Origin of the sequence: Candidatus Leptovillus gracilis (assembly GCA_016716065.1) — a bacterium.
Taxonomy (GTDB): Bacteria; Chloroflexota; Anaerolineae; order Promineifilales; family Promineifilaceae; genus Leptovillus; species Leptovillus gracilis.
On the sequence record JADJXA010000027.1, the window covers coordinates 34,020 to 53,484 of the forward strand.

Annotated in this window: 22 protein-coding genes; 16 read left to right on the forward strand and 6 right to left on the reverse strand. The window is 56.7% G+C overall.

What is annotated here, in order from left to right:
- Positions 1 to 4 precede the first annotated feature (4 nt).
- The 3 genes from IPM39_28765 to IPM39_28775 all read left to right on the forward strand — a co-directional run bounded on the left by IPM39_28765 (position 5) and on the right by IPM39_28775 (position 1,631).
- Positions 5 to 232 carry a helix-turn-helix transcriptional regulator gene (locus IPM39_28765; GenBank protein ID MBK8990008.1) on the forward strand — a complete coding sequence of 76 codons (228 nt, stop codon included), beginning with the start codon at positions 5 to 7 and terminating at the stop codon, positions 230 to 232.
- 132 nt (positions 233 to 364) lie between these two features.
- Positions 365 to 1,369, forward strand: coding sequence for an NAD(P)-dependent alcohol dehydrogenase (locus IPM39_28770; protein MBK8990009.1), 1,005 nt, complete (start codon positions 365 to 367; stop codon positions 1,367 to 1,369).
- Between the two features lie 55 nt (positions 1,370 to 1,424).
- On the forward strand, positions 1,425 to 1,631 hold the full coding sequence (locus IPM39_28775; GenBank protein MBK8990010.1) for a hypothetical protein: 207 nt from the start codon (positions 1,425 to 1,427) through the stop codon (positions 1,629 to 1,631).
- Positions 1,632 to 1,791: 160 nt separating this feature from the next.
- Here IPM39_28775 and IPM39_28780 read toward each other — a convergent pair whose 3' ends face one another.
- Entirely contained in the window at positions 1,792 to 2,274 is a 483-nt protein-coding gene (locus tag IPM39_28780; protein MBK8990011.1) for an AAA family ATPase, read from the reverse strand.
- Between the two features lie 841 nt (positions 2,275 to 3,115).
- Between IPM39_28780 and IPM39_28785 the strand changes: the two genes are divergently transcribed.
- Positions 3,116 to 3,271 carry a hypothetical protein gene (locus tag IPM39_28785; protein ID MBK8990012.1) on the forward strand — a complete coding sequence of 52 codons (156 nt, stop codon included), beginning with the start codon at positions 3,116 to 3,118 and terminating at the stop codon, positions 3,269 to 3,271.
- Positions 3,272 to 3,551: 280 nt separating this feature from the next.
- On the opposite strand, the gene IPM39_28790 is transcribed toward IPM39_28785, so the two are convergent.
- Entirely contained in the window at positions 3,552 to 3,827 is a 276-nt protein-coding gene (locus tag IPM39_28790) for a hypothetical protein (protein MBK8990013.1), read from the reverse strand.
- A gap of 482 nt (positions 3,828 to 4,309) precedes the next feature.
- On the opposite strand from IPM39_28790, the gene IPM39_28795 reads away from it, so the two are divergent.
- From IPM39_28795 to IPM39_28845, 11 genes are all read left to right on the forward strand, one after another.
- Positions 4,310 to 6,094, forward strand: a complete 1,785-nt coding sequence (locus IPM39_28795) for a HAMP domain-containing protein (protein ID MBK8990014.1) — start codon at positions 4,310 to 4,312, stop codon at positions 6,092 to 6,094.
- Positions 6,095 to 6,160: 66 nt separating this feature from the next.
- Positions 6,161 to 6,835 (forward strand): response regulator, encoded by a 675-nt coding sequence (locus IPM39_28800; GenBank protein ID MBK8990015.1) that lies wholly within the window; start codon positions 6,161 to 6,163, stop codon positions 6,833 to 6,835.
- A 79-nt stretch (positions 6,836 to 6,914) separates the two neighbouring features.
- The gene (locus IPM39_28805) at positions 6,915 to 7,292 is read left to right on the forward strand and encodes a TrkA family potassium uptake protein (GenBank protein MBK8990016.1); all 378 of its coding nucleotides are present in this window, start codon (positions 6,915 to 6,917) and stop codon (positions 7,290 to 7,292) included.
- Between the two features lie 99 nt (positions 7,293 to 7,391).
- Positions 7,392 to 8,933, forward strand: a complete 1,542-nt coding sequence (locus tag IPM39_28810; protein MBK8990017.1) for a GAF domain-containing protein — start codon at positions 7,392 to 7,394, stop codon at positions 8,931 to 8,933.
- Positions 8,934 to 9,045: 112 nt separating this feature from the next.
- Positions 9,046 to 9,663, forward strand: coding sequence for a response regulator transcription factor (locus tag IPM39_28815; protein ID MBK8990018.1), 618 nt, complete (start codon positions 9,046 to 9,048; stop codon positions 9,661 to 9,663).
- A gap of 95 nt (positions 9,664 to 9,758) precedes the next feature.
- Entirely contained in the window at positions 9,759 to 10,181 is a 423-nt protein-coding gene (locus IPM39_28820; GenBank protein ID MBK8990019.1) for a response regulator transcription factor, read from the forward strand.
- Positions 10,171 to 11,775, forward strand: a complete 1,605-nt coding sequence (locus tag IPM39_28825) for a CPBP family intramembrane metalloprotease (protein MBK8990020.1) — start codon at positions 10,171 to 10,173, stop codon at positions 11,773 to 11,775. The genes IPM39_28820 and IPM39_28825 overlap by 11 nt, the downstream gene beginning before the upstream one ends.
- Before the next feature lie 66 nt (positions 11,776 to 11,841).
- Positions 11,842 to 12,675 (forward strand): class I SAM-dependent methyltransferase, encoded by an 834-nt coding sequence (locus IPM39_28830; GenBank protein MBK8990021.1) that lies wholly within the window; start codon positions 11,842 to 11,844, stop codon positions 12,673 to 12,675.
- 232 nt (positions 12,676 to 12,907) lie between these two features.
- Positions 12,908 to 13,933 carry a glycoside hydrolase family 5 protein gene (locus tag IPM39_28835; GenBank protein ID MBK8990022.1) on the forward strand — a complete coding sequence of 342 codons (1,026 nt, stop codon included), beginning with the start codon at positions 12,908 to 12,910 and terminating at the stop codon, positions 13,931 to 13,933.
- 24 nt (positions 13,934 to 13,957) lie between these two features.
- Positions 13,958 to 14,500, forward strand: a complete 543-nt coding sequence (locus IPM39_28840; GenBank protein ID MBK8990023.1) for a hypothetical protein — start codon at positions 13,958 to 13,960, stop codon at positions 14,498 to 14,500.
- Positions 14,501 to 14,525: 25 nt separating this feature from the next.
- On the forward strand, positions 14,526 to 15,371 hold the full coding sequence (locus IPM39_28845; protein MBK8990024.1) for a hypothetical protein: 846 nt from the start codon (positions 14,526 to 14,528) through the stop codon (positions 15,369 to 15,371).
- Positions 15,372 to 15,492: 121 nt separating this feature from the next.
- On the opposite strand, the gene IPM39_28850 is transcribed toward IPM39_28845, so the two are convergent.
- Positions 15,493 to 15,753, reverse strand: a complete 261-nt coding sequence (locus IPM39_28850) for a hypothetical protein (GenBank protein ID MBK8990025.1) — start codon at positions 15,751 to 15,753, stop codon at positions 15,493 to 15,495.
- A 254-nt stretch (positions 15,754 to 16,007) separates the two neighbouring features.
- On the opposite strand from IPM39_28850, the gene IPM39_28855 reads away from it, so the two are divergent.
- Positions 16,008 to 16,262 carry a tetratricopeptide repeat protein gene (locus IPM39_28855; protein ID MBK8990026.1) on the forward strand — a complete coding sequence of 85 codons (255 nt, stop codon included), beginning with the start codon at positions 16,008 to 16,010 and terminating at the stop codon, positions 16,260 to 16,262.
- Between the two features lie 110 nt (positions 16,263 to 16,372).
- Here IPM39_28855 and IPM39_28860 read toward each other — a convergent pair whose 3' ends face one another.
- From IPM39_28860 to IPM39_28870, 3 genes are all read right to left on the reverse strand, one after another.
- On the reverse strand, positions 16,373 to 16,657 hold the full coding sequence (locus IPM39_28860) for a DUF1905 domain-containing protein (protein ID MBK8990027.1): 285 nt from the start codon (positions 16,655 to 16,657) through the stop codon (positions 16,373 to 16,375).
- Between the two features lie 326 nt (positions 16,658 to 16,983).
- Positions 16,984 to 18,018: a 23S rRNA (adenine(2503)-C(2))-methyltransferase RlmN gene (gene rlmN / locus IPM39_28865; GenBank protein ID MBK8990028.1), complete on the reverse strand. Its 1,035-nt coding sequence runs from the start codon at positions 18,016 to 18,018 to the stop codon at positions 16,984 to 16,986.
- Entirely contained in the window at positions 18,015 to 19,172 is a 1,158-nt protein-coding gene (locus IPM39_28870) for an aminotransferase class V-fold PLP-dependent enzyme (GenBank protein ID MBK8990029.1), read from the reverse strand. Before IPM39_28870 ends, rlmN begins: the two co-directional genes overlap by 4 nt.
- Positions 19,173 to 19,465 lie beyond the last annotated feature (293 nt).

Below are 19,465 nucleotides of genomic sequence, written 5' to 3' on the forward strand. Positions count from 1 at the left end.
TAAAATAGGCAAGAGCCGCATTAGCAATAACATTCGCAAACTGCGTTTTTACCACGACGAGATGACTCAGGAGCAATTGGCCGAAAAGGTGGGCGTGACGCGGCAGACCATCATCGCCATCGAAAACGCCAAATACTCCCCTTCGCTGGAACTGGCTTTTCGTATTGCCCTTGTCTTTGACTCACCCTTGGAAGAAGTCTTCACTTATGAGCCTAAAGACGATCCTATTTAATGGTAATTTAAAGTGAACACAGGCAGAGAGAAACAGCTCGGACGAGCCTCCTCCATCGCGGTGTAAGCGAGGGGAGTTGCCGGCCGCTTCACTTGATTGAATGGGTCAATTAGACAGGGAAAGGATTAAGAAATGAAAGCAGCGGTTTATACAAAATATGGTTTACCAGAGGTGCTTCACCTTGAAGAGGTAGAAAAACCGGCGCCGAAAGAGAATGAGATATTGGTGCGCGTCTATGCAACGGCCGTGAACTATGGAGACCTCGCCGCCCGTAATTTCAAAAACATCTCCAATGCCGAATTCAATATGCCCACGCTTTTTATGCTGCCGGCTCGTTTCTCTTTTGGGTGGAGCAAACCGAAAAACCCTATCCTGGGCAATGAATTCTCCGGCCTTGTGGAGGCGGTGGGTTGCCAGGTCACCCGCTTCAAACCCGGCGACCCGGTCTTTGGTTATCGCGGCATGAACATGGGCGCTTACGCAGAATACCTCTGTATGCCGGAAACGGGCACAGTGACTCTCAAACCGGCCAATTTGCGCCACGCGGAAACGGCCGTTATCCCCGGCGCACTCATAGCCCTTAATATCCTGAAAAAAGTAAACATCCGGCCCGGCCAAAAAGTGTTGATCCACGGGGCCAGCGGGTCCATTGGCTCGGCGGCGCTGCAACTGGCAAAGGCGCAGGGGGCACACGTTACGGGCGTCTGCGGCACGCCCCGGCTGGCCTTTGTGCAGGCATTGGGCGCTGATGCAGTGATTGATTACACCAAAGAAGATTTCACCCAAAACGGTGAAACCTATGACTTGATTCTGGATGTTTTGGGCAAAAGCTCCTTTGCCCGCTGTAAAAATTCCCTCAAGCCCGGTGGCGTTTACCTGTTAGCCAGTTTTAAGATGAAGGCGGTTTTTCAAATGCTGTGGACTTCCATAGTTGGCGATAAAAAAGTGATTTGCGCCCTGGTCGGGGATAGTGCGGCCGATCTGGCGGTGATTAAAGAGATGGCAGAGGCCGGCCAGATAAAAGGGTTGGTAGACCGCTGTTTTTCGCTGGAGCAGGCGGCCGAGGCGCACCGCTATGTGGAAGCAGGACACAAAAGGGGCAACATAGTGATAATCATTGGTGGAGACCACGCATGAAAGCTGTCGTCATCACTTCTACCCAAACGGCAGTTCTTTGATTATGGAGAATGTGATGAAATTCAACGGGAACCCCTTGTTTGTTGGCAACCCTGAGCGCTACGCCGGCGTCCCGCCCATCAATGTTTACATCATGCGGGCAACCTTTTTGCTGATGGCCACCCTGCTGGCTAAAGATGTGTGGACCTATATTTTCACACCGGCTCTTGGGATACCCTGGAAGCGGTGGCCTGGAGTGTCTGGGCAGCCTTTGCCACTTTAGCCATACTTTGGGTCTTCCGCACAGTCCAGATGATTCCCCCACAGAAATTGGCCATAGACAAAATTTGAAGCAGTGGTGGACGCCAAGATTGTGACGTTGAGTGGCCATCCCTGTAATAATGATTACTTGTGATTACTTGATGTGTTCGGCTGCAGCAGACCTAGAGAAACCAAAATGGACTTGTCAGGCATACATGTCCGAGTACCTCATGGACAACCTGATCGAGAGGGATAGTTGTTTCTATCTCGTATGTGGCCCCACGTCGTAGTAGCGGCTCAACTGTTTTAAGATAGGAGAAAATTTCTTCGAGTTCCTCTGGCCGCTTTCCGTAGAGGTTATTCGTTCTGGTTCTCAATCGTTCTTCAAGAACCTCAGCCGGCGCGCTCAAAAGGATGATATCAGTGAATTGGGGATAGAAATTCACCTGGTTCTCGGCACAGCCACTTATAAATAGCACGGCTTCACTGGCAGAGTCTATCGCTTCTTGTAGCCGCGGCTCGCACCATTGTTGGTTGCCATCATGGTCGTGTTCCGACCAACCTGGTTCATCCATATCAATTGCTTTAAACCCGCGCTTCCGGATCTCTGCAATAACACTTGATTTCCCCGTTCCAGACATCCCTGTAAGTAAAACCCGCTTCATCGTTGTACATCCTCCGTGTATGCCAACGGTTTGCGTTACCCGCGTGTGGGTGGGCATTGACTATGCCTGGGAGCGGGAAAAACGCAAAGCCCGAAAAATGCTTGAAAATGGCCCTGGTTCCCCCACGTCGGGTACACGCTGTGTTGTTGGGCAGCCTCAAATTCTAGTCGCAACTGCCTGCCGGTAGGTATTGATTGCCCTTCTGAATCAATGTTGAGCAAGAGGCAAAGATGTGCAGCGTGTTCCTCAAAATGCTCAGCCGGGCAATGAGCCATTTGGTCAACGGTTCGATATTGCCGAGGATTGGCGGCTACGTTATGCCATGCTTCTTCAGACAATTCCTTGTCAACCACTCCCAGCCTCTTATCAATGACGAAGGGCGTATCCGGGTCGTCGTACGCCTCTCCGAAAATAGGGGCAGCCACCATACTGCCGGCGCCCACACCCACGCAGACTGTCTCGCGCAGCGACGGTAGGAGGTCTGCCAGTCTGGACTCCTGCATCCAGCGGCCCAATACTCTTCTTTGACGCTGGGTAGGGCGGCGAGTTCCAGCATGCCTTACGACTTCCAACCCAATTCGCACATGGGGCTGGCGGTTGATCCGCTGATGAACCGGTAGGCCATTGTAGGCCCGCCAGGGAAGGGGTAGATCGCAGTGGGAATGCAGAGGGCGCTGGACTCGGCAATCGGTTTGCCGAGTAGTTCGATAGTTCGACCAGCGCGTCGTGGATGCTCGTGTCTTTGACGCCAGCGGAAGTGAGAAGAAATTTCAAGATAGTTCTCCTTGCTGATTTAATCGGAGCCGAAAGGTTCCTCCAGTCCCTCTTATTATGATGTACCATGTGGATGCTGATACGGCGCTTGCCTTCACGCTTCTTTGGCAGTCAGGTCCTTGTCTTCCATTTCCCAGGCATGGTCCAGGACGTGAAAGGCGGTGTGCCGAATCAGGAAGCGCAACGGCCCATTCGCCCGCTTGCCGGCCAACTTGCCCTGTGAATGGTACTCCCGTATTGCCTGGCAATAGGCATCTCGATGCGCTTTCGCCCTTCATCAGTCAGCATCGCACCGTCCGGGGTGAGTACACCGACCTGCTTCGCCCAATCCTGCTCCGCGGCAAATGTATGACGGACGATGTGGTCCCGGTCTCGCCCTCCCCCTCACGGACCCTTCTGCATCTCAGCCGACACCCGCCGGCGCACATCGTCGAAAAACGCCCAGCACGCCTGCATCAGCATCAGCTCACGTTCCAATTCGTCACCCGACATGCCTTGCTTGTCTATGCTCGAAAACGCGAACGAGATGCCCCAGAAGTCAGTTGAGCCTGTCCTGGATACTGCTCGACCACGTCGACGTTCTTGATGGTGTCAAACGCCGCGTTCATTTGAGCCAGCTTTGCTACTTGTGAATATCGCGGAATATAGGAACGCAGCCTTTCGATTGCTTCCTCCCCGGTCTTCGCCCCGCGCTCCAGTCCGGGCCAATCAGGCGCCACCGCCACCACCTTCTTGCCCTTCGGCCCGATTTCTAACGTCACCCGAATACGGTTAGTCACAGTTCCTCCAATCAGCAGATCCTACTACCGCACACCTGAGATGGAGCGCAGTGCTGGTAATTCTATCCCACAAGCCAGCCAAGTTGCTAACAAGATCAAGTATGAGGGGGAAGATACCTGGCCTCATATGTCGTCGCTTCGCCCCTTTACACCAATTTTGGACGCATCGGTGTGGCGCAGCTTTCTTGCGCTTTGCGGTTGAATCCGTTATGCTGCCTTTCAGTTGACATGTGGGTCCTGATCCGGTGAACTGCGGCGGGAAATTGACAATTGATGATTGACGATTGACGATTGACGATTGAACCAGTCGCCAATCTCAGTTTTGTGAGCTGCTTGGTTTTCGTTCCGAAACGACGGCAAGCAGCGGTTTGTGGATACGCCCAGGTACATCAGGCGTTGGCTGCTTTATGAACCGTTTTCGCTTCTCCGATCTCAGCCTGCGACGCAAAATCCTTGGGGGATATGCCGTCGTTACCATTTTGCTGCTGCTGGTTTGCGTCTGGGCGATTGCCAATCTCTACCGGCTGGGGCAGGCCAGCGAAGCCATCCTCCAGGAGAATTACCGCAGCATTCTGGCGGCGGAGAACATGGTGGCCGCTCTGGAGCGGCAGGACAGCAACGTCCTGTCGCTGCTGTGGGGGCACAGCGGCAACGCCCAGGCGGAGTTTCAGGCCAACGCTGCCGAATTCCTCATTTGGCTCGGCCGGGCGCAGGACAACGTGACCATCGCCGAAGAACCGGCCGAACTGGCCGCCATCCAAACGGGTTACAGCGCCTACCTCACGGCCGTTTCCCAACTCAACAGCTTGCAAGAACAAACGCCCGAAGCCGTGCCGGATTTCTATCTGGAAACGGTCTTCCCCCTGTTCCAACAGGTTCGCGACAGCTGCAACCGGCTGCGCGACATCAATCAGGAGCAGATGGTCATCGCCTCAGACAACGCCCGGCGCGTCTCTGCCGGGGCGATCTGGTCTACGCTGCTGATTGGGGCGGTAACGGCCGTTTTCGGCCTGGCCTTTGGTCTCATTCTCTCCGACCACCTCACCCGCCCCCTCAAGGAGATGGCCGCCGCCACCGACAAAATTGCCGCGGGCGACTACGACGTACGCCTGGGCAGCCAATCCGGCGACGAAGTCGGCCACCTGGCGGGCAAAATCAAGGCCATGAGCCACACCTTGCAGGAATTCCATGCCCTTAATGTCGGCCAACTGCTGGCAGAAAAACAGAAAAACGAAGCGATCATCCAGGCCATTGACGACGGCATCGTGCTGCTGGATGGGCAGTGCCACGTCATGACCCTCAATCCGAAGGCGATGGCGATCTTTGGCGTCAGCCGGGAGCAGGCGCTTGGCCGCCATCTGTTTGACCTGACCCGGTATCAGCCGCTGCATGATGCGGTGAAACAGACGTGGGAAAACGGCCGTTTTTCCCCCCTCAACGAAGAACAGGCCACCCTCACTATTCAGCAAGGCGAGAAAACCACCCATTACCGCTTTTCTGTCAGCCCTGTCCAGTTGGAGCCGGGCCACCGGGGCAGCGTGGCGCTGCTGCTGCAAGATGTCACCCGCCTCAAGGAGCTAGACCGCCTGAAAAGCGAGTTTGTCATGACCGCCTCCCACGAGCTGCGTACGCCGCTCACCGGCCTGTCCATGAGCGTCGGCCTGCTGGTGGAGCAAGCCTTCCCGCGCCTGTCGCCTCAGGAGCAAGAGCTGCTGCTGGCCGCCCAGGAGGAGATTGGCCGCCTGCGCGCCCTGGTGGACGATTTGCTCAACCTCTCCAAAATCGAATCCGGCCGCATCGCCATGCAGCGCGAACCGGTCCCGGTGCGCTTCCTGATTGAGCAAGCCGTCTCGCTGCTGCAACAGCAGGCTGAGGAAAAGGGCATCCATTTGACTGGCGAGGTGGGGGAGGAAACGGCCGTTGTCCTGGCCGACCCCAACAAAATCCTCTGGGTTCTCACCAACCTCATCGCCAACGCCCTGCGCTACACGCCGCCAGACGGCCACATCACCCTGGCAACCCACAACGCCGGCAGCCTCACCTACATTTCCGTCAGCGATGATGGCGAAGGCATCCCCCTGGAATACCAGGCCAGCATCTTTGACAAATTTGTCCAGGTACAGGGGCGCTCCTCCGGCGGGACGGGCCTCGGTTTGGCCATCAGCAAGGAAATTGTGAAGGCCCACCAGGGCACAATTTGGGTAAAATCTGACCCTGGCGCAGGCAGCACCTTTACGTTTGTCCTGCCCAATGTCGTAGAGAACTAACCGTTCAGACCCGACAGGTTTAGAAAAACCTGTCAGGTCTTCGGTCACAGTAATGGAGAACGTAACATGGGTCAGCCAAAAGAACGCATTTTGATTGTGGATGATGAGAAAAATATCCGCCTGACGGTCAGCTATACCTTGCAGCCATTGGGGTATCAGGTGGAAACGGCCGTTAACGGCGAAGAAGCCCTGCACAAACTCAAAGAAGCCAGCTACAGCCTGGTCCTGCTCGACCTGCGGATGCCCGGCATGGATGGCATGCAACTCCTGCGCCACATCGCCCGCGACTACAGCGACGTGCCGGTAGCCATCATCACCGCCCACGGCACCGTCGAAAACGCCGTAGACGCCATGAAACTGGGGGCCATAGATTTCATCCGCAAACCCTTCACCCCGGCCGAACTACGCGATCTGGTAGCGGCTATTCTGGAGCGCCGCCAGATGCTCGCCACCGCCCAGCGCGATTACGCCGGGCTGCTTACCCTCGTCAAACACCTCATCAGCGTCCGTCAATTTGATGAAGCTGGCCGCTACGCCAAAGAAGCAGTAGGCCGCGACCCTTCCCGCCCGGAAGCCTTCAACCTGCTCGGCGTCTTGCACAGACTGCTCGGCCACGAGGGCGACGCCCAGAAAAACTTCCGCGTCGCCCTGGACCTGGACCCTGCTTACCAACCGGCGCGGGAGAACCTGAGCCGCACCGCCGACCCGGTGCGACGCCACGAAGCGCCCAATTTAGGGTAAGAGACCGGCAATCGCCAATCGTCAATCCACAAAAGGATCCCATGACTCCATCTTAGATCGTCATCATTGGCTGTGGCGGTTGGGCGGGCTGCTGGCTAATCAGTTGAGCATCGCCGGGCACAGTGTCGTCGTTGTGGACCACCACGAGGCGGCGTTTGGCACATTAACCGCCGAGTTTAGCGGCTGTCGCATCCATGCCCACGCCGTCGAACTGGCCACCCTGCGCGCCGCTAAAGTTGATCAGGCTGACTGCGTGCTGGTCACCACCGGCAAAGATAACATCAACCTGGTGGTGGCCCAAATCGCCCGAACGACCTTCGCCGTACCGATGGTGATCACCCGTAGACACACTGCGCATTTGCAGAGATTGAACCTGGTTAGTTGGCCAGATTTTTTCATGGGTCAGATGACCAGGTTGAGATCAAGCCATCCGCCTGCTGTCTCTCCACCCATTTAAATCTTCCTCAACAGGCAAAACACGCCCCCTTTTGATACAATTTTGTCTATGAACGCTTCCTCATATACTCCCGACCCCGCGGCCAAAGCCGTTTCTGATATGCAGACATCGGATGAGGTAGGCGCAGCCCTGGCTGCGTTCGTGCCTCATCCTAACCCGGCGCCACAGGACAATTTTCTGGAATTGCTCTTTGAACGCATGCCCATGGGAATCGCCATTCTTGACCGGGAGTTCCGCATTCAGCGGTACAACCCCACCTGGGAAGAGTTCGCCGCACGCTATGCCCCATCCTCCGGGGCGCCGTTAGCGCCAGGGGTTGGTTACTTCGACCATTTGCCTGGGGCTGAAGCAGTCGTGCTGCCTCTATTCAAGCGTGCCCTGGCGGGCGAGATCGTGCAGGGTAATGAACTGCGCCTGGAATCGGATGAAATCACCACCTACTGGAATATTGTCCTGGCTCCGCAGACTGAAGGCAACAGCATTGTGGGCCTCCTGAATGTGGCTGTGGATGTCACCGACCAGGTGAAGCTGCGCCAAAATCTGGAACAGCACGTCCAGGAACGCACACAAGAACTACAAGTGCTGCTAGATGTGGCCGCCACTGCCAATAGCTCTCTAAATCTGTCAGAGGTGCTCGAAAAAACGCTGGATTTACTTGTTGACCTGGTAGGCGCATCCCGTTCCGGGGTGATACTGCTTGACGAGGATACCGGTGACCTGTCACCCTATGCCCTCCGACCTGAGCAAGTTGTCTCGCCGGATGAACTGTCCACCATGCTCTCGGCCTGCCAATCTGTCCTGGCGGCCGGTCAAGCCTTGTACATTGCCCCCAATATTGACCAGGGGCTGTGTGAGCCTGGGGCGTTACTACCGCTGCAAACCAGGGGAGGCAGTTTAGGGGTGCTGGTCATCATCGGATCTGAGGGCGCCGCATTCTCCCCGGACAAAGTGGCCTTGTTTCAGTCCATCGCCGACCAGTTAAGTATCGCTGTTGACAATGCGCGTCTGTTCCAAAAGAATGAACAAGCGGCCATCGCGGCTGAACGCAACCGGTTGGCGCGCGACCTGCACGATGCGGTTACGCAAACCCTGTTTTCCGCCAGCATGATTGCCGAAGTGCTGCCCAAAATCTGGGATGATAATCCTGAGGAAGGCCGCCGCCGCCTGGAGGAACTGCGCCAACTGACGCGCGGCGCGCTTTCAGAAATGCGCACCCTGCTCATGGAATTGCGCCCAGCCGCCCTGACAGATACCGACCTGGGGGACCTGATTCGGCACCAGGTTAACGCCTTTATCGCCCGCACGCGCCTGGCGGTGACTTACGAACGCGATTGCACCGCCAATCCACCGGTAGCCGTTAAAGAAGCCTTCTACCGAATTGCCCAGGAAGCGTTTAACAATATCGCCAAACACGCCGAGGCCACCCAGGTCATGGTAAGATTGGAATGTCTGCCAGGCCGGGCAGAATTGTGGTTACAAGACAACGGCGTCGGCTTCGACCTCTACGCGCCTGATCACGAAGGGTTGGGGCTGGGTATTATGCAGGAGCGCGCCCGGAGCGTGGCAGCGCAGATTGAAATCAGCAGCCAAACCCACCAGGGCGCCAGTTTGCGCGTTGTTTGGCAAGAGGATGAGGCGTAGGCGGCGGCATAAAAGCCGGACGGTATCCGTTCTGAGGAAGCATACGACAAGCAAGAAAATAGTTGGTGAATTCAGGAGCGACAAGATGTCCGAAGCAAGTTCTATCCGGGTGATGTTAGTGGATGACCACGCAGTGGTGCGAAGTGGTCTGAGCGCCTTTTTAACGGCTTACAAAGACCTCGAACTGGTCGGTGAGGCCGCTAACGGGGAGCGCGCCATCTTGCTTTGTCAACAAGCACAGCCGGATGTCATACTCATGGATCTGGTCATGCCCGGCATGGACGGGGCGACGACCACCCGCAAAATCCGGGAGCAGTATCCACAGATTCAGATCCTTGCCCTGACCAGTTACAAGGAACAAGACCTGGTGCAGGGCGCTTTGCAGGCCGGGGCCATTGGGTATCTTCTTAAAGATATTTCTGCCGACGAATTGGCAAATGCCATCCGCGCCGCTTATGTCGGCAAGCCTACGCTGGCGCCCGAAGCGGCGCAGGTGCTCATTCAGGCCACTCGCACTCCGGCCGATAACGCTGGCGCCGACCTGAGCGGCCGTGAACGCGAAGTCCTGGCGCTTATGGTGCAAGGACTGAACAACAATCAAATTGCCGAACAGTTGATGATTAGCGTTTCTACCGCCAAGTTTCACGTCAGCAGTATTCTCACCAAACTCAATGCAACCAGCCGCACGGAAGCCGTATCCATTGCCCTGCAAAAGCACCTGGTCACATGACCAGGTAAAAAACTCTTCATGCGCCTAGCCGGCAAACTCCTCAACCTGCGGATGCGGTTGGGAAGTTTGTTCTTTAAACTACGGCCATGAATAACATGGCACGGGATGTAAATGTAAAGACGCTGTTTCTGGCCGAGGGCGAAAAGCATGTGCTGGAAGCCTTGCATTTGTTATTGGCGCAGCAAGCGGAATATGAGATTTTGGGGGAAGCCCGGTCGGCTGAGCGTTTGCTGGCGCATGTCTGCCAGCACTCCCCAGATGCCATATTGCTGGATTGGCATTTGCCCGGCTTTCACCCACATCGTCTGATCCCCACGTTGCGCGAATGTTGCCCCATCACCAAACTGATAGCGCTCAGCGTCAAGCCGGAATACGAAAAGGCGGCCAAAGAATACGGCCTGGATGGTTTTATTTCCAAGCAAATTCCCGCCGAATCCCTTTTGCAGGCATTAAGCGCCATCCTTTTTGACGAGAAAATAACAGTACAAACGAATGTCCACGGAACGAATGGTAACTAAACCGGATTATCGAACTATCAATTTGCTCTTTCTGCTCGTCTTGCTGCTGCAAATTTCTAATATGTTCTTATCGTGGCTGCCGCAATACGTGCGCTTGATTCTGAACCAACTGCTCTTCGTTTTCCTCCCGGCTTATCTCTATCTGCGCATCACGCGCCAGCCGATCCGTGAACGGGTAAGGTGGTCGTGGCCGGGCTGGAAAATTGCCGCTCTGTCCATGCTGATTGGTATGGCGCTCTATCCCCTCTCGGCGATCAGCAGCAGCCTCTTGCAGCCGCTTCTGGGCTACGTCAACTTTGCGCTGCCGGCTGATGCTCTGCCTGAGAGTGTGCTGATGGGCATTCTGGCCATTGTGGCTTATGCTGTCATGGCCCCGCTGTGTGAAGAATTTTTGTTCCGGGGCGTGATCCAACCCGTCTATGAGCAGCGCAGCCCGCTTTGGGGAATAGTTTTCACCGGGGGCCTATTCGTTATCTTCCATCTTTCTTTGCTCCAGGGAATCAGCATCATTCCGCTGGCGTTGGCGCTTGGGTTTGTCAACTATCGCACCCGCTCTTTGCCAGCAAGCATCCTGACGCACTTCGGCGCGAATGCACTGGCTGCCATGGTATTGACTGACGCGGTGTTTCCCATTGGCGCGCCGGAACTGTTGTTTTCTGCGCCTGTACTGCTTGCCAGCCCTATCGTGGCCTTGATGGCGTTCGCCCTTTTTACTCGACTCACCCGGGGCGCAGCCGCACTGTCGCCTGCGCCGCCACCAGGGCAACATCCTCTCAAGTTAAGTGCAAGCTGGCCCCTGCTCGTCGCGGTCTTACTCTACCTGGCGGTGGTCGGCGCTGAGTTCTTCTCCGCGCGTTCCCCTGCTTTGTCAGCTTCTCCGCTGCACCTGCAAACGGCCGTTTGGGAAAGCGCCCAACAATCCCTTTTTGAGATTCGTAATCCGGCCGACGACATCGTGGGCGAGGGGGAGTGTCTCTGGCAGCGGGATGGCGAGCTGATTGACCTTGCCTGCACCTCCACCGTCATCGCTTATGAGGTGCGCCTTGGCAACAGCTATTGGAGCAGCGCCGGCGGCGAACGCCGGGACCATTTTCGGTGGCAAGCGGGTAACGGCCGTTTGATTTCCGGCCAAACTGTCATGAATCTGCAAGAAGGGGCGTATCGCGCCGACATCCAATGGACGACAGACCTGGACGGCATCCTCATACAAATTGAGGTACAAGGAGAGCCAGAGCAGATCTTCCACCTGCCCTGGAGTGAAACGCCTTTGGCGGAAAACGACGTCCTGCCCCTTTTAACCGATTACGCCGCTCCCTGGCAATTAACGGCCGTTAATCTTGAGCCGGGGATGCGCGGGCAAACGGTGCGATTTCACCCCTTCGTTTGGCGGCAAGACACGCAAGATAACGGCCCCACAACCATTCCCTGGCTGGTGACAGTGGTCGGCCGAGAGACGATTCATACCCCGGCCGGCACATTTGACGCCTGGAAAGTCACCTTTGGCAACCACCACACTGTGTGGCTCGATGACAGCGTTACCCCGGCACAACCCGTCCGTTTCTTCAATGGTACTGAAACGTGGTCGCTCAAGTGAGATTCGCGGGGAGTCAAGACGATACATGCCTGTTCGATTTTGAAAGACAAAAGCATAAGGACTTCTATGAATATTGAATCTATTATCCACTTCCAAGAAAAACCAGAACCCTTCACCCCAGGCGAACCGCTCTTTTGGAATGACCCGCACATCTCCACGCAAATGTTGAAGGCGCATCTTGATCCCCATCATGACCTTGCCAGCCGCCGCCCAGAAACCATCCAGCGCTCGGTGGATTGGCTGGTCGCCACGCTGGGGCTTCAGGCTGGCGACGCGGTGCTGGACCTGGGCTGCGGCCCCGGCTTGTATGCGGCCTGCCTGGCGGAGAAAGGGCTGCGTATCACGTATTCCCGGCGCTCGATTGACTATGCCACGCAGTACGCCCGGCAGAACAATCTGAATATCCACTACCGTTATCAAGATTACCTGACCCTGGAAGACGAAAACCTCTATGACGCTGCTCTGCTGATTTATGGTGATCTGTGCCCGCTCTCACCCATACAGCGCCGAACCCTGCTCGCCAATGTGCGTCGCGCCCTCAAGCCCGGCGGGCGGTTCGTTCTGGACGTCACCACGCGCGCTCACCGTCAAAAGTATGGCAACCGGAATGGCTGGTACGCTGCGGGACAAGGCTTCTGGAAGCCAGGACCACATCTGGCTCTGGAAGAAGGTTTCGACTACCCGGAACAAGCCATTTTTCTCGACCAGGTGATTGCCATCGAGGAGAACGGCAAAGTCTCGGTGTATCGCAATTGGTTCCAGGATTACTCACGCGAGACCATCACCGGCGAACTGGAACAGGCCGGTTTTGCGGTGAAAAGCGTCTGGAACGACCTGCTGGGCACGCCGTTCACCAAGAATACGGAGTGGATAGGTCTGATCGCACAGAAAGATTCGTAACCTGAGATTATTGGAGATTCCTGATTGACTGACAAAACTTATCTAACCGCGGAGAACGCAGAGAGCGCGGAGGCTGTACCAGAGAAAATCTCCGCGTCCTCCGCGCTCTCCGCGGTGAAAATCTGAGATTTGTCAGTCAACCAGGGAGATTCACAGTCTGTCGTCGAGGAACACATCTTTTCTTCTGAGCAATGAAGGATAGACCATGAAAAAATCTACAAGAAGGGGGCTGATGGCAACGGCCGTTTCCTTAACCTTGCTATGTGGCATTCTAGCCCTGATCGCCCCACGATTTGGCAATCTTTCGATCACCCTGCCGGTAGAACACAAGCCTGTTTTTGACGGCGAGACCAGCCTCTATCCAGGCCGACTCTATGTTAACGAGAACAAGCTTGTTGATGCGAATGATCAAGTTGTGACGCTGCATGGGCTTATGCCGCCGGACCCGGCAGTGCTATCACGCAATGGACGGTTTAACCGTGCCTTCTTCGATCGGATGGCAGCTTCCGGCGCAAACGTGATACGCATTCCCGTTCACCCGGAGCGTTGGGAGCGCGACCCCGATTACCTGTGGCGCTATCTCGATCCGGCTGTGGCCTGGAACGGCGAGAACGGCCTATACACCATCATTGACCTGCACTTTATCGGAGACATTGGCACAGACCGTGGCGCGCAAATGCCTGATATTGGCACGCCCAGCAGGGATTTTGCCGTCGCTTTCTGGCAGCAGGTTGCTGCTTATTTCAAGGATACGCCGCACGTCATCTTCGAGATTTTCAACGAACCAGCTGAAATCTCAGCCGAAGCTTGGCAGACACACGCCCAGGCGCTGGTGGATACCATCCGTGCCACAGGCGCGAAGCAGTTGATCATCGTCGGGGGAATCGAATATTCCCGCGACCTGTCCTGGGTGTTGGATAGGCCGATCCATGACGACAACATCGCCTATGCCGCCCACATCTACCCGGCGCACAGCAGGTATTCCTGGGATCACTGGTTTGGCAGTGTCTCAGAAAAATATCCCGTGGTGATGACGGAATGGGGTTGGCTGGAAACCGACCCGGGTGGAAAACAGACGTATTTGGTTGGCCAGCAAAAGAGCTATGGCGAACCGCTGCTGGAATACCTGGAGCAGCATGGAATCGGCTGGGTGGCCTGTTGGTACGATGACGAATGGAAACCCGCTATGTTCGAAAAAGGTATTGAACAGTACACGCCCTTCGGTCAATTTGTTGGGCAGAGATTGTCGGGGCAATGAATTTATCTAACTGGAGGAAATATCATGAATATAAACGAATGCCAACGTGAAATGCGTTCCAATTTTTTGGGCGGGTTTGCCGGGCAGCTAGTTTCCGGGCTTATCTGGCTTATCGCTGCTGCGCTCGGAACCTGGCTCTCGCCAACCGCGGGCATGGCAGCGCTCTTTTTTGGCAGCATGGGTATTTTCCCGCTCACCCAACTGGGGGTGCGGTTGATGGGGCGACCTGGCCGGGTAAGTCCAGAAAACGGGTTGTGGCAGCTTGGTTCACAGGTTGCTTTTACGGTACCGCTCAACTTTCTGCTGGTTGGCGCAGCGACGCTTTATCGGGAAACGTGGTTTTTTCCGGCGGCCATGATTGTGGTGGGGACGCATTATCTGCCCTTTATCACTTTGTATGGCATGAAGATGTTTGGTCTGCTGGCAGGGCTGCTGGTGCTGGCTGGCGCTGGTTTGGCGCTGTATGGGCCACCGGTTTTCAGCCTGGGCGGTTGGGTAACGGCCGTTACCCTGATCATTTTTGCTTTTCTGGGGCGGCGCCTTGTTTTACAAGAAGAAAAGCATTGAGAATACCAACCCGTTGGAGGGAAACGTGGCCGCGAAAGTTTGGTCTTTCAAATCAGTTTTCTTGCTTACGGCCGTTATCCTGGCAATCTTTGTCGGGCGCACGCTGCTGGCGACAACATATGTTGTGCCCCGGCTGTTTGACCTGTTCAGCAGCTTGACTCTGCTGGGGGCGCTGGCTGTTTTACTGCGGGACTCGCGCCACCTGCAAAGGTCTGATTGGCTCACAGCATTGAGCCTGGGCACATTAGTTGGCGGGGGAATGCTGTTTGCCACGCTCTTTTCGCCTTATCCGTTTTTTGGGCTTGTGGGTAATCACCTGGGGCAGGCGATCGTCCGAGGGGTTTTAACGGCCGTTGCCGCCCTGGGTGGGCTGGTGATTATGCGTCAGGGTGGGCCGGTGCAGTTCCATGCTGCCGCTGGCAACTGGCGCAAGGCAGGCCAGGGCATTCTGGTTGGCCTGGTTGTGGGGCTGCCGCTGGCGGTCTTGAACGCCTTGGCGCTGCAGCTTACCCAGGGACAGACAATCCAATGGCAGAATCCATTGGCCGCCATGTTGGACGCCCTTCAGCCGGCCATCGTTGAAGAGGCCATCTATCGCTTTGCCTTATGGGGTTTATTGTGGCTGCTTTTGCGGCAAAGTCTTCCCGGTCAGGCAGTCTGGCTGGCGGGGTTACTGGCAATGCTGGTGCATAATTATTCCCACTTCGACGACCTGTTTATCCAGTCGCCGTGGGCTGCCCTGGGGATGGGCGCTGTCCTGGCGCTCGTCTGGGGTGCGCCGCCGCTCATCCTTGCCCGCCGCCGCGGTCTCGAATCCGCCGTCGCCTTCCACTGGATTCAGGATGTCGCCCGTTTCCTGGCGGGTTTCTAATTGCGAATTCTAAAAAGAGTGTGCATGGATGAAAAAATATCAAATTCTTATCAGCAATTCTCAACTTGCCCTGGTGTGATAGTAGGGGCGGGGTTGGTGGTCTTCACGGATGTCGGTCTGATCATCTTCGATTCCATGGCGTCGGGCAGGACAAAAGGACTGCTCCCCGTGGCCGCTCGCGTGGCCCAGGTGTGGCGCAAGTCGTGGGGTGGGGGTTTAACTCCCAGACGCCCAGAATGTCCCGCCCCAAAATCTTCACCCGCGCCCCAATCGCCCGCACCGACATCACCTGGTCGGTCAGCTCCCCATTTTTGCGGCTGCCACGCAGCAGCGGCCCGCTCTGGCGGCGGTAACGCTGGTAGTCGGCCCGGGCCGCCAGCAAGTCGGCCGAGCGAGCAGGCGCTGGTGGATATGGGGTGCGTTTTATTGACTTCCCCGCCCACCCAACTATAATTTCCCCATCCTAGCAGGTTGTCGGAAAGTAGAAATTGGATACACGGATGACACGGATTTAACGGATTTACACCGATTTTCTGGTGATGTATCCGTAAAAATCCGTCGAATCCGTTCAATCCGTGTACCTATCCTGAGTTCTCCGACAGGCTGCTAGGCATGATATTCCGCGATAGTGGGCGAATGGAAGAAGCAATTGCTGCATTCAACGAAGCTCTAACAATCCAGAAACCGCTTGGGCAACCAGTGAAAATAGCGATTACTATTGAACATTTAGGCATTATCCACGAGCTGCAGGGGCAGTACGCGGCGGCGTTGGCTAAATATCGGGAGGCGCTGGCGTTGAAGCAGCAGTATAGTTCGCCGCAGCAAATCGCCATCGAAGAGAACCACATCCGGCGGGTGTTGGGCAAAATGGGGGCGGGCGCAGGCGGGTAGGCGGCCCGCCCCTCAATCCCCTCCCAAAGGGAGGGGAAGCGGCTGGCTCCCTCTCCCTTTGGGAGAGGGCCAGGGAGAGGGAAGTGCGCCGGTTATTAAATTCCGGTTCCTTAACGAACCTCGAGTCTTACCGTGACCTCAGCGCCTTCCTCGAGCAGTTCTGCTCGACGGACCTTGTCCTTGAGGGGCACAATGTAGAAGCCCTCTTTGGGAAACAAGGATGTCTTCCATACAGTTTTGCCAATTTGAGCCGTGACCGGGATCATTCCCCAACCATACGTCACGAATCCTGATATCGCTTTTAGGTCGTCGCTCTGCTTCGTTGGAACGGTAACAAAGTAGAATGGGGACGGGCCTTTCCAGAACCAAATCTTGCCACTAAACTCGATGTGCATGGGTACACTCTATCGAACACCTGCCGCCACGACTTGCTGCAGGTTGGTCATTACGTCAACAATCCTCGCCAACAGTGTATCATCCATTTGTTGCAAGCGTCGGTGTTTTATGATTGGGGGTTATCCAAAGAGAATACCGGCCTTGCCACCCATCATCATTGAGCGCTGTTTGTATCTTCTGGCATGGTTCAGCGAGCGAAACATCCCGCTCCCAGCAGAGGAGGGGGATGCTTCGTCAAGCTCAGCACCGGCGCTTTAGCCCCAGGCCAAAAAACGACGCTCCGTAAACAGGGCTGCGGATTACGGCCGTGAAATGGCTTTGGCGGTCATGGTCCTGCCCGCAGTTGGCCACAGCCGGCGGCGATGTCTATGCCCCGGCGCTGACGGATGGTGCTGGGCAGCCCATACCCGGCCAAAATCGCCTGAAACTGGCGCACGGCCGTCTCCCCCGCCGGCCGCCCGCCATAACCCACCGTCGGATTAAGCGGTATCAGGTTGACGTGCGCCGCCATCCCCTGGAGCAGCCGCCCCAGGGTGTGCGCCTGCTCCGGCGTGTCGTTTTGTCCTTCAATCAGGGTCCACTCGAAGAAGATACGCCGCCCCCGCTTTGCCACATAATAGCGGCAGGCGGCCATCAGCTCAGCCAGCGGCCACCGCCTGGCCGGGGGCACAAGCGCCTGCCGTTCGGCGTCTGTCGCCCCATGCAAACTGACGGCCAGACGAAACGGCCGTGCTTCATCTGCCAGGCGCACAATCCCCGGAACCACTCCCACCGTACTCAGGGTGATATGTTTGGCGGCGATGGCCAGCCCGTTGTGGTCTGTCAGGATGTCTACGGCCGTCATTGTATTGTCGTAATTATGCAGCGGTTCCCCCATGCCCATCAGCACAATGTTGCGCAGCGGCAGGCTTCCCGGCGGCAGTTGGCGATTGGCAAACAACACCTGGGCCACAATTTCACCCGGCGACAGATGGCGTATAAAGCCCATCTGCCCGGTGGCGCAGAAAACGCAGCCCATCGCGCAGCCCACCTGCGTGCTGATGCAGGCCGTCGCCCGCGGCGCGCCATCCCGCCCCTCGAACTGCATCAGAACCGTTTCGATGGTCTGCCCATCGGCCAGACGCAGCAAAAATTTGCGCGTCTGGCCGTCCGTGCTGGAGAGGTCAGTTACGGCCGTTGGCAGTTCCAGCGTCGTTTCGGCTTGCACACGGCCGTGCAGATCCGCCCGCAGCCCGGTCAGATCGCCCTGCCGCCGGTACAGCCCATCCCACAGCTTATCCGCGTGGTAACGGCCGTAGCCCCAATCGGCCAGCAGCCCGGCCAGCGCCGGGCGGGTAAAATCGTACAGGTTGATGGTCATGTGAAGATTGTATACTCGTTAGCCCCACGCAGGGCCTGATCCAGATCGGCGATTAAATCGGCCGGGTGTTCCAGGCCGATGGAGAGACGCAGCAGGTTGGGCGGCGTCAGCGTGCCCGGCGATTCAATGGAGGCGCGGTGTTCGATGAGGCTGTGGGTTCCACCAAAACTGGTGGCGCGGGTGAAGAGCTGCACACGGCCGGCGACGGCCAACGCCGTTTCAGCGTTGCCATGGACCAACATGGACAGCAGCCCACCGCCGCCGGCCATCTGGCGCACGGCCGTTGCAAACGCTTCATGGGTCGGCAGGCCAGGGTAGCGCACCGCGGCCACTGCCGGATGGTCGGCCAGAAATTCGGCGATGTGTTGAGCGTGGGCGGTTTGGGTGCGCACCCGCGTCGGCAAAGTCTGGATGCCACGCAGTGTCAGCCAGCAGTCGGCAGGGGAGGGGACGGCGCCGCCGATTTTTTGGATGAGGCGGATTTGCGTAAACAAGGGCGTCTCTTCGCGGGCGACGACGATGCCGCCCAATACGTCGCTGTGGCCGCCCAGGTATTTGGTGCTGGCGTGGATGATCAGGTCGGCGTTTTGCAGGAACGGCCGTTGCAGCACCGGCGTGGCGATGGTGTTGTCTACCAACACGGCCGTGCCAGCGGCATGGGCCAACTCTGTCACAGCGGCAATGTCGCTGATGTTAAGCTGCGGGTTGGAAGGCGTCTCCACAATCACCAGCCGGGTCTCTGGCCGCAGCGCGGCGCGCAAGTCGTCCAGGTTGGTCAGATCTATAAAGGAAACCGCCAGCCCCCAGGGCGCAAAAACCTCGCGCAGCAGCCGTTGGATGCCAAAATACATATCCCCCGGCGCGATGATGTGGTCGCCCGGCTTCAATGCCTGCAAAACAGCCATCATCGCCGCCGAACCGGAAGCGAAAGCTGCTGCTGCCGCGCCCCCTTCCAGCGCTGCGACAGAGGCTTCCAGGGCGGCGCGGTTTGGGTTGCCGCTGCGGGTGTAATCGTATCCATGTGGATAGCTGCCATCCGCCTGTCGCTCGAAGGTGGTGGAAAGGTGAATCGGCGGCGTCACAGCGCCGGTCGCCGGGTCAATAGTCTGGCCGGCGTGGACGGCCAGGGTTTCGATATGGCTTATATGAGTCATCGTTGGTTTCCTTATCATTTGAGTCTGGCGAAAATTACACCGATTTTTCAGATTGGACCAATCTCCAAGATTGGTCCAATCTGGGCCATGTAATTTCGGCTCTTCAGGATTTCATGGGGGTAGGCGACTGTGCGGGTACAAGACCCGCCCCTACATTTAGCGATACCCCACGAGATCCGAAAGACCCATAACTTGTCCATTTGCTGTGGCACGGTCAGGAGGCCGGCCACGGCGGGTAAGTTAATTAACTCCTGTTCCTTAGGGTTCGTTTGCAATTATGTAATGGTCACGAT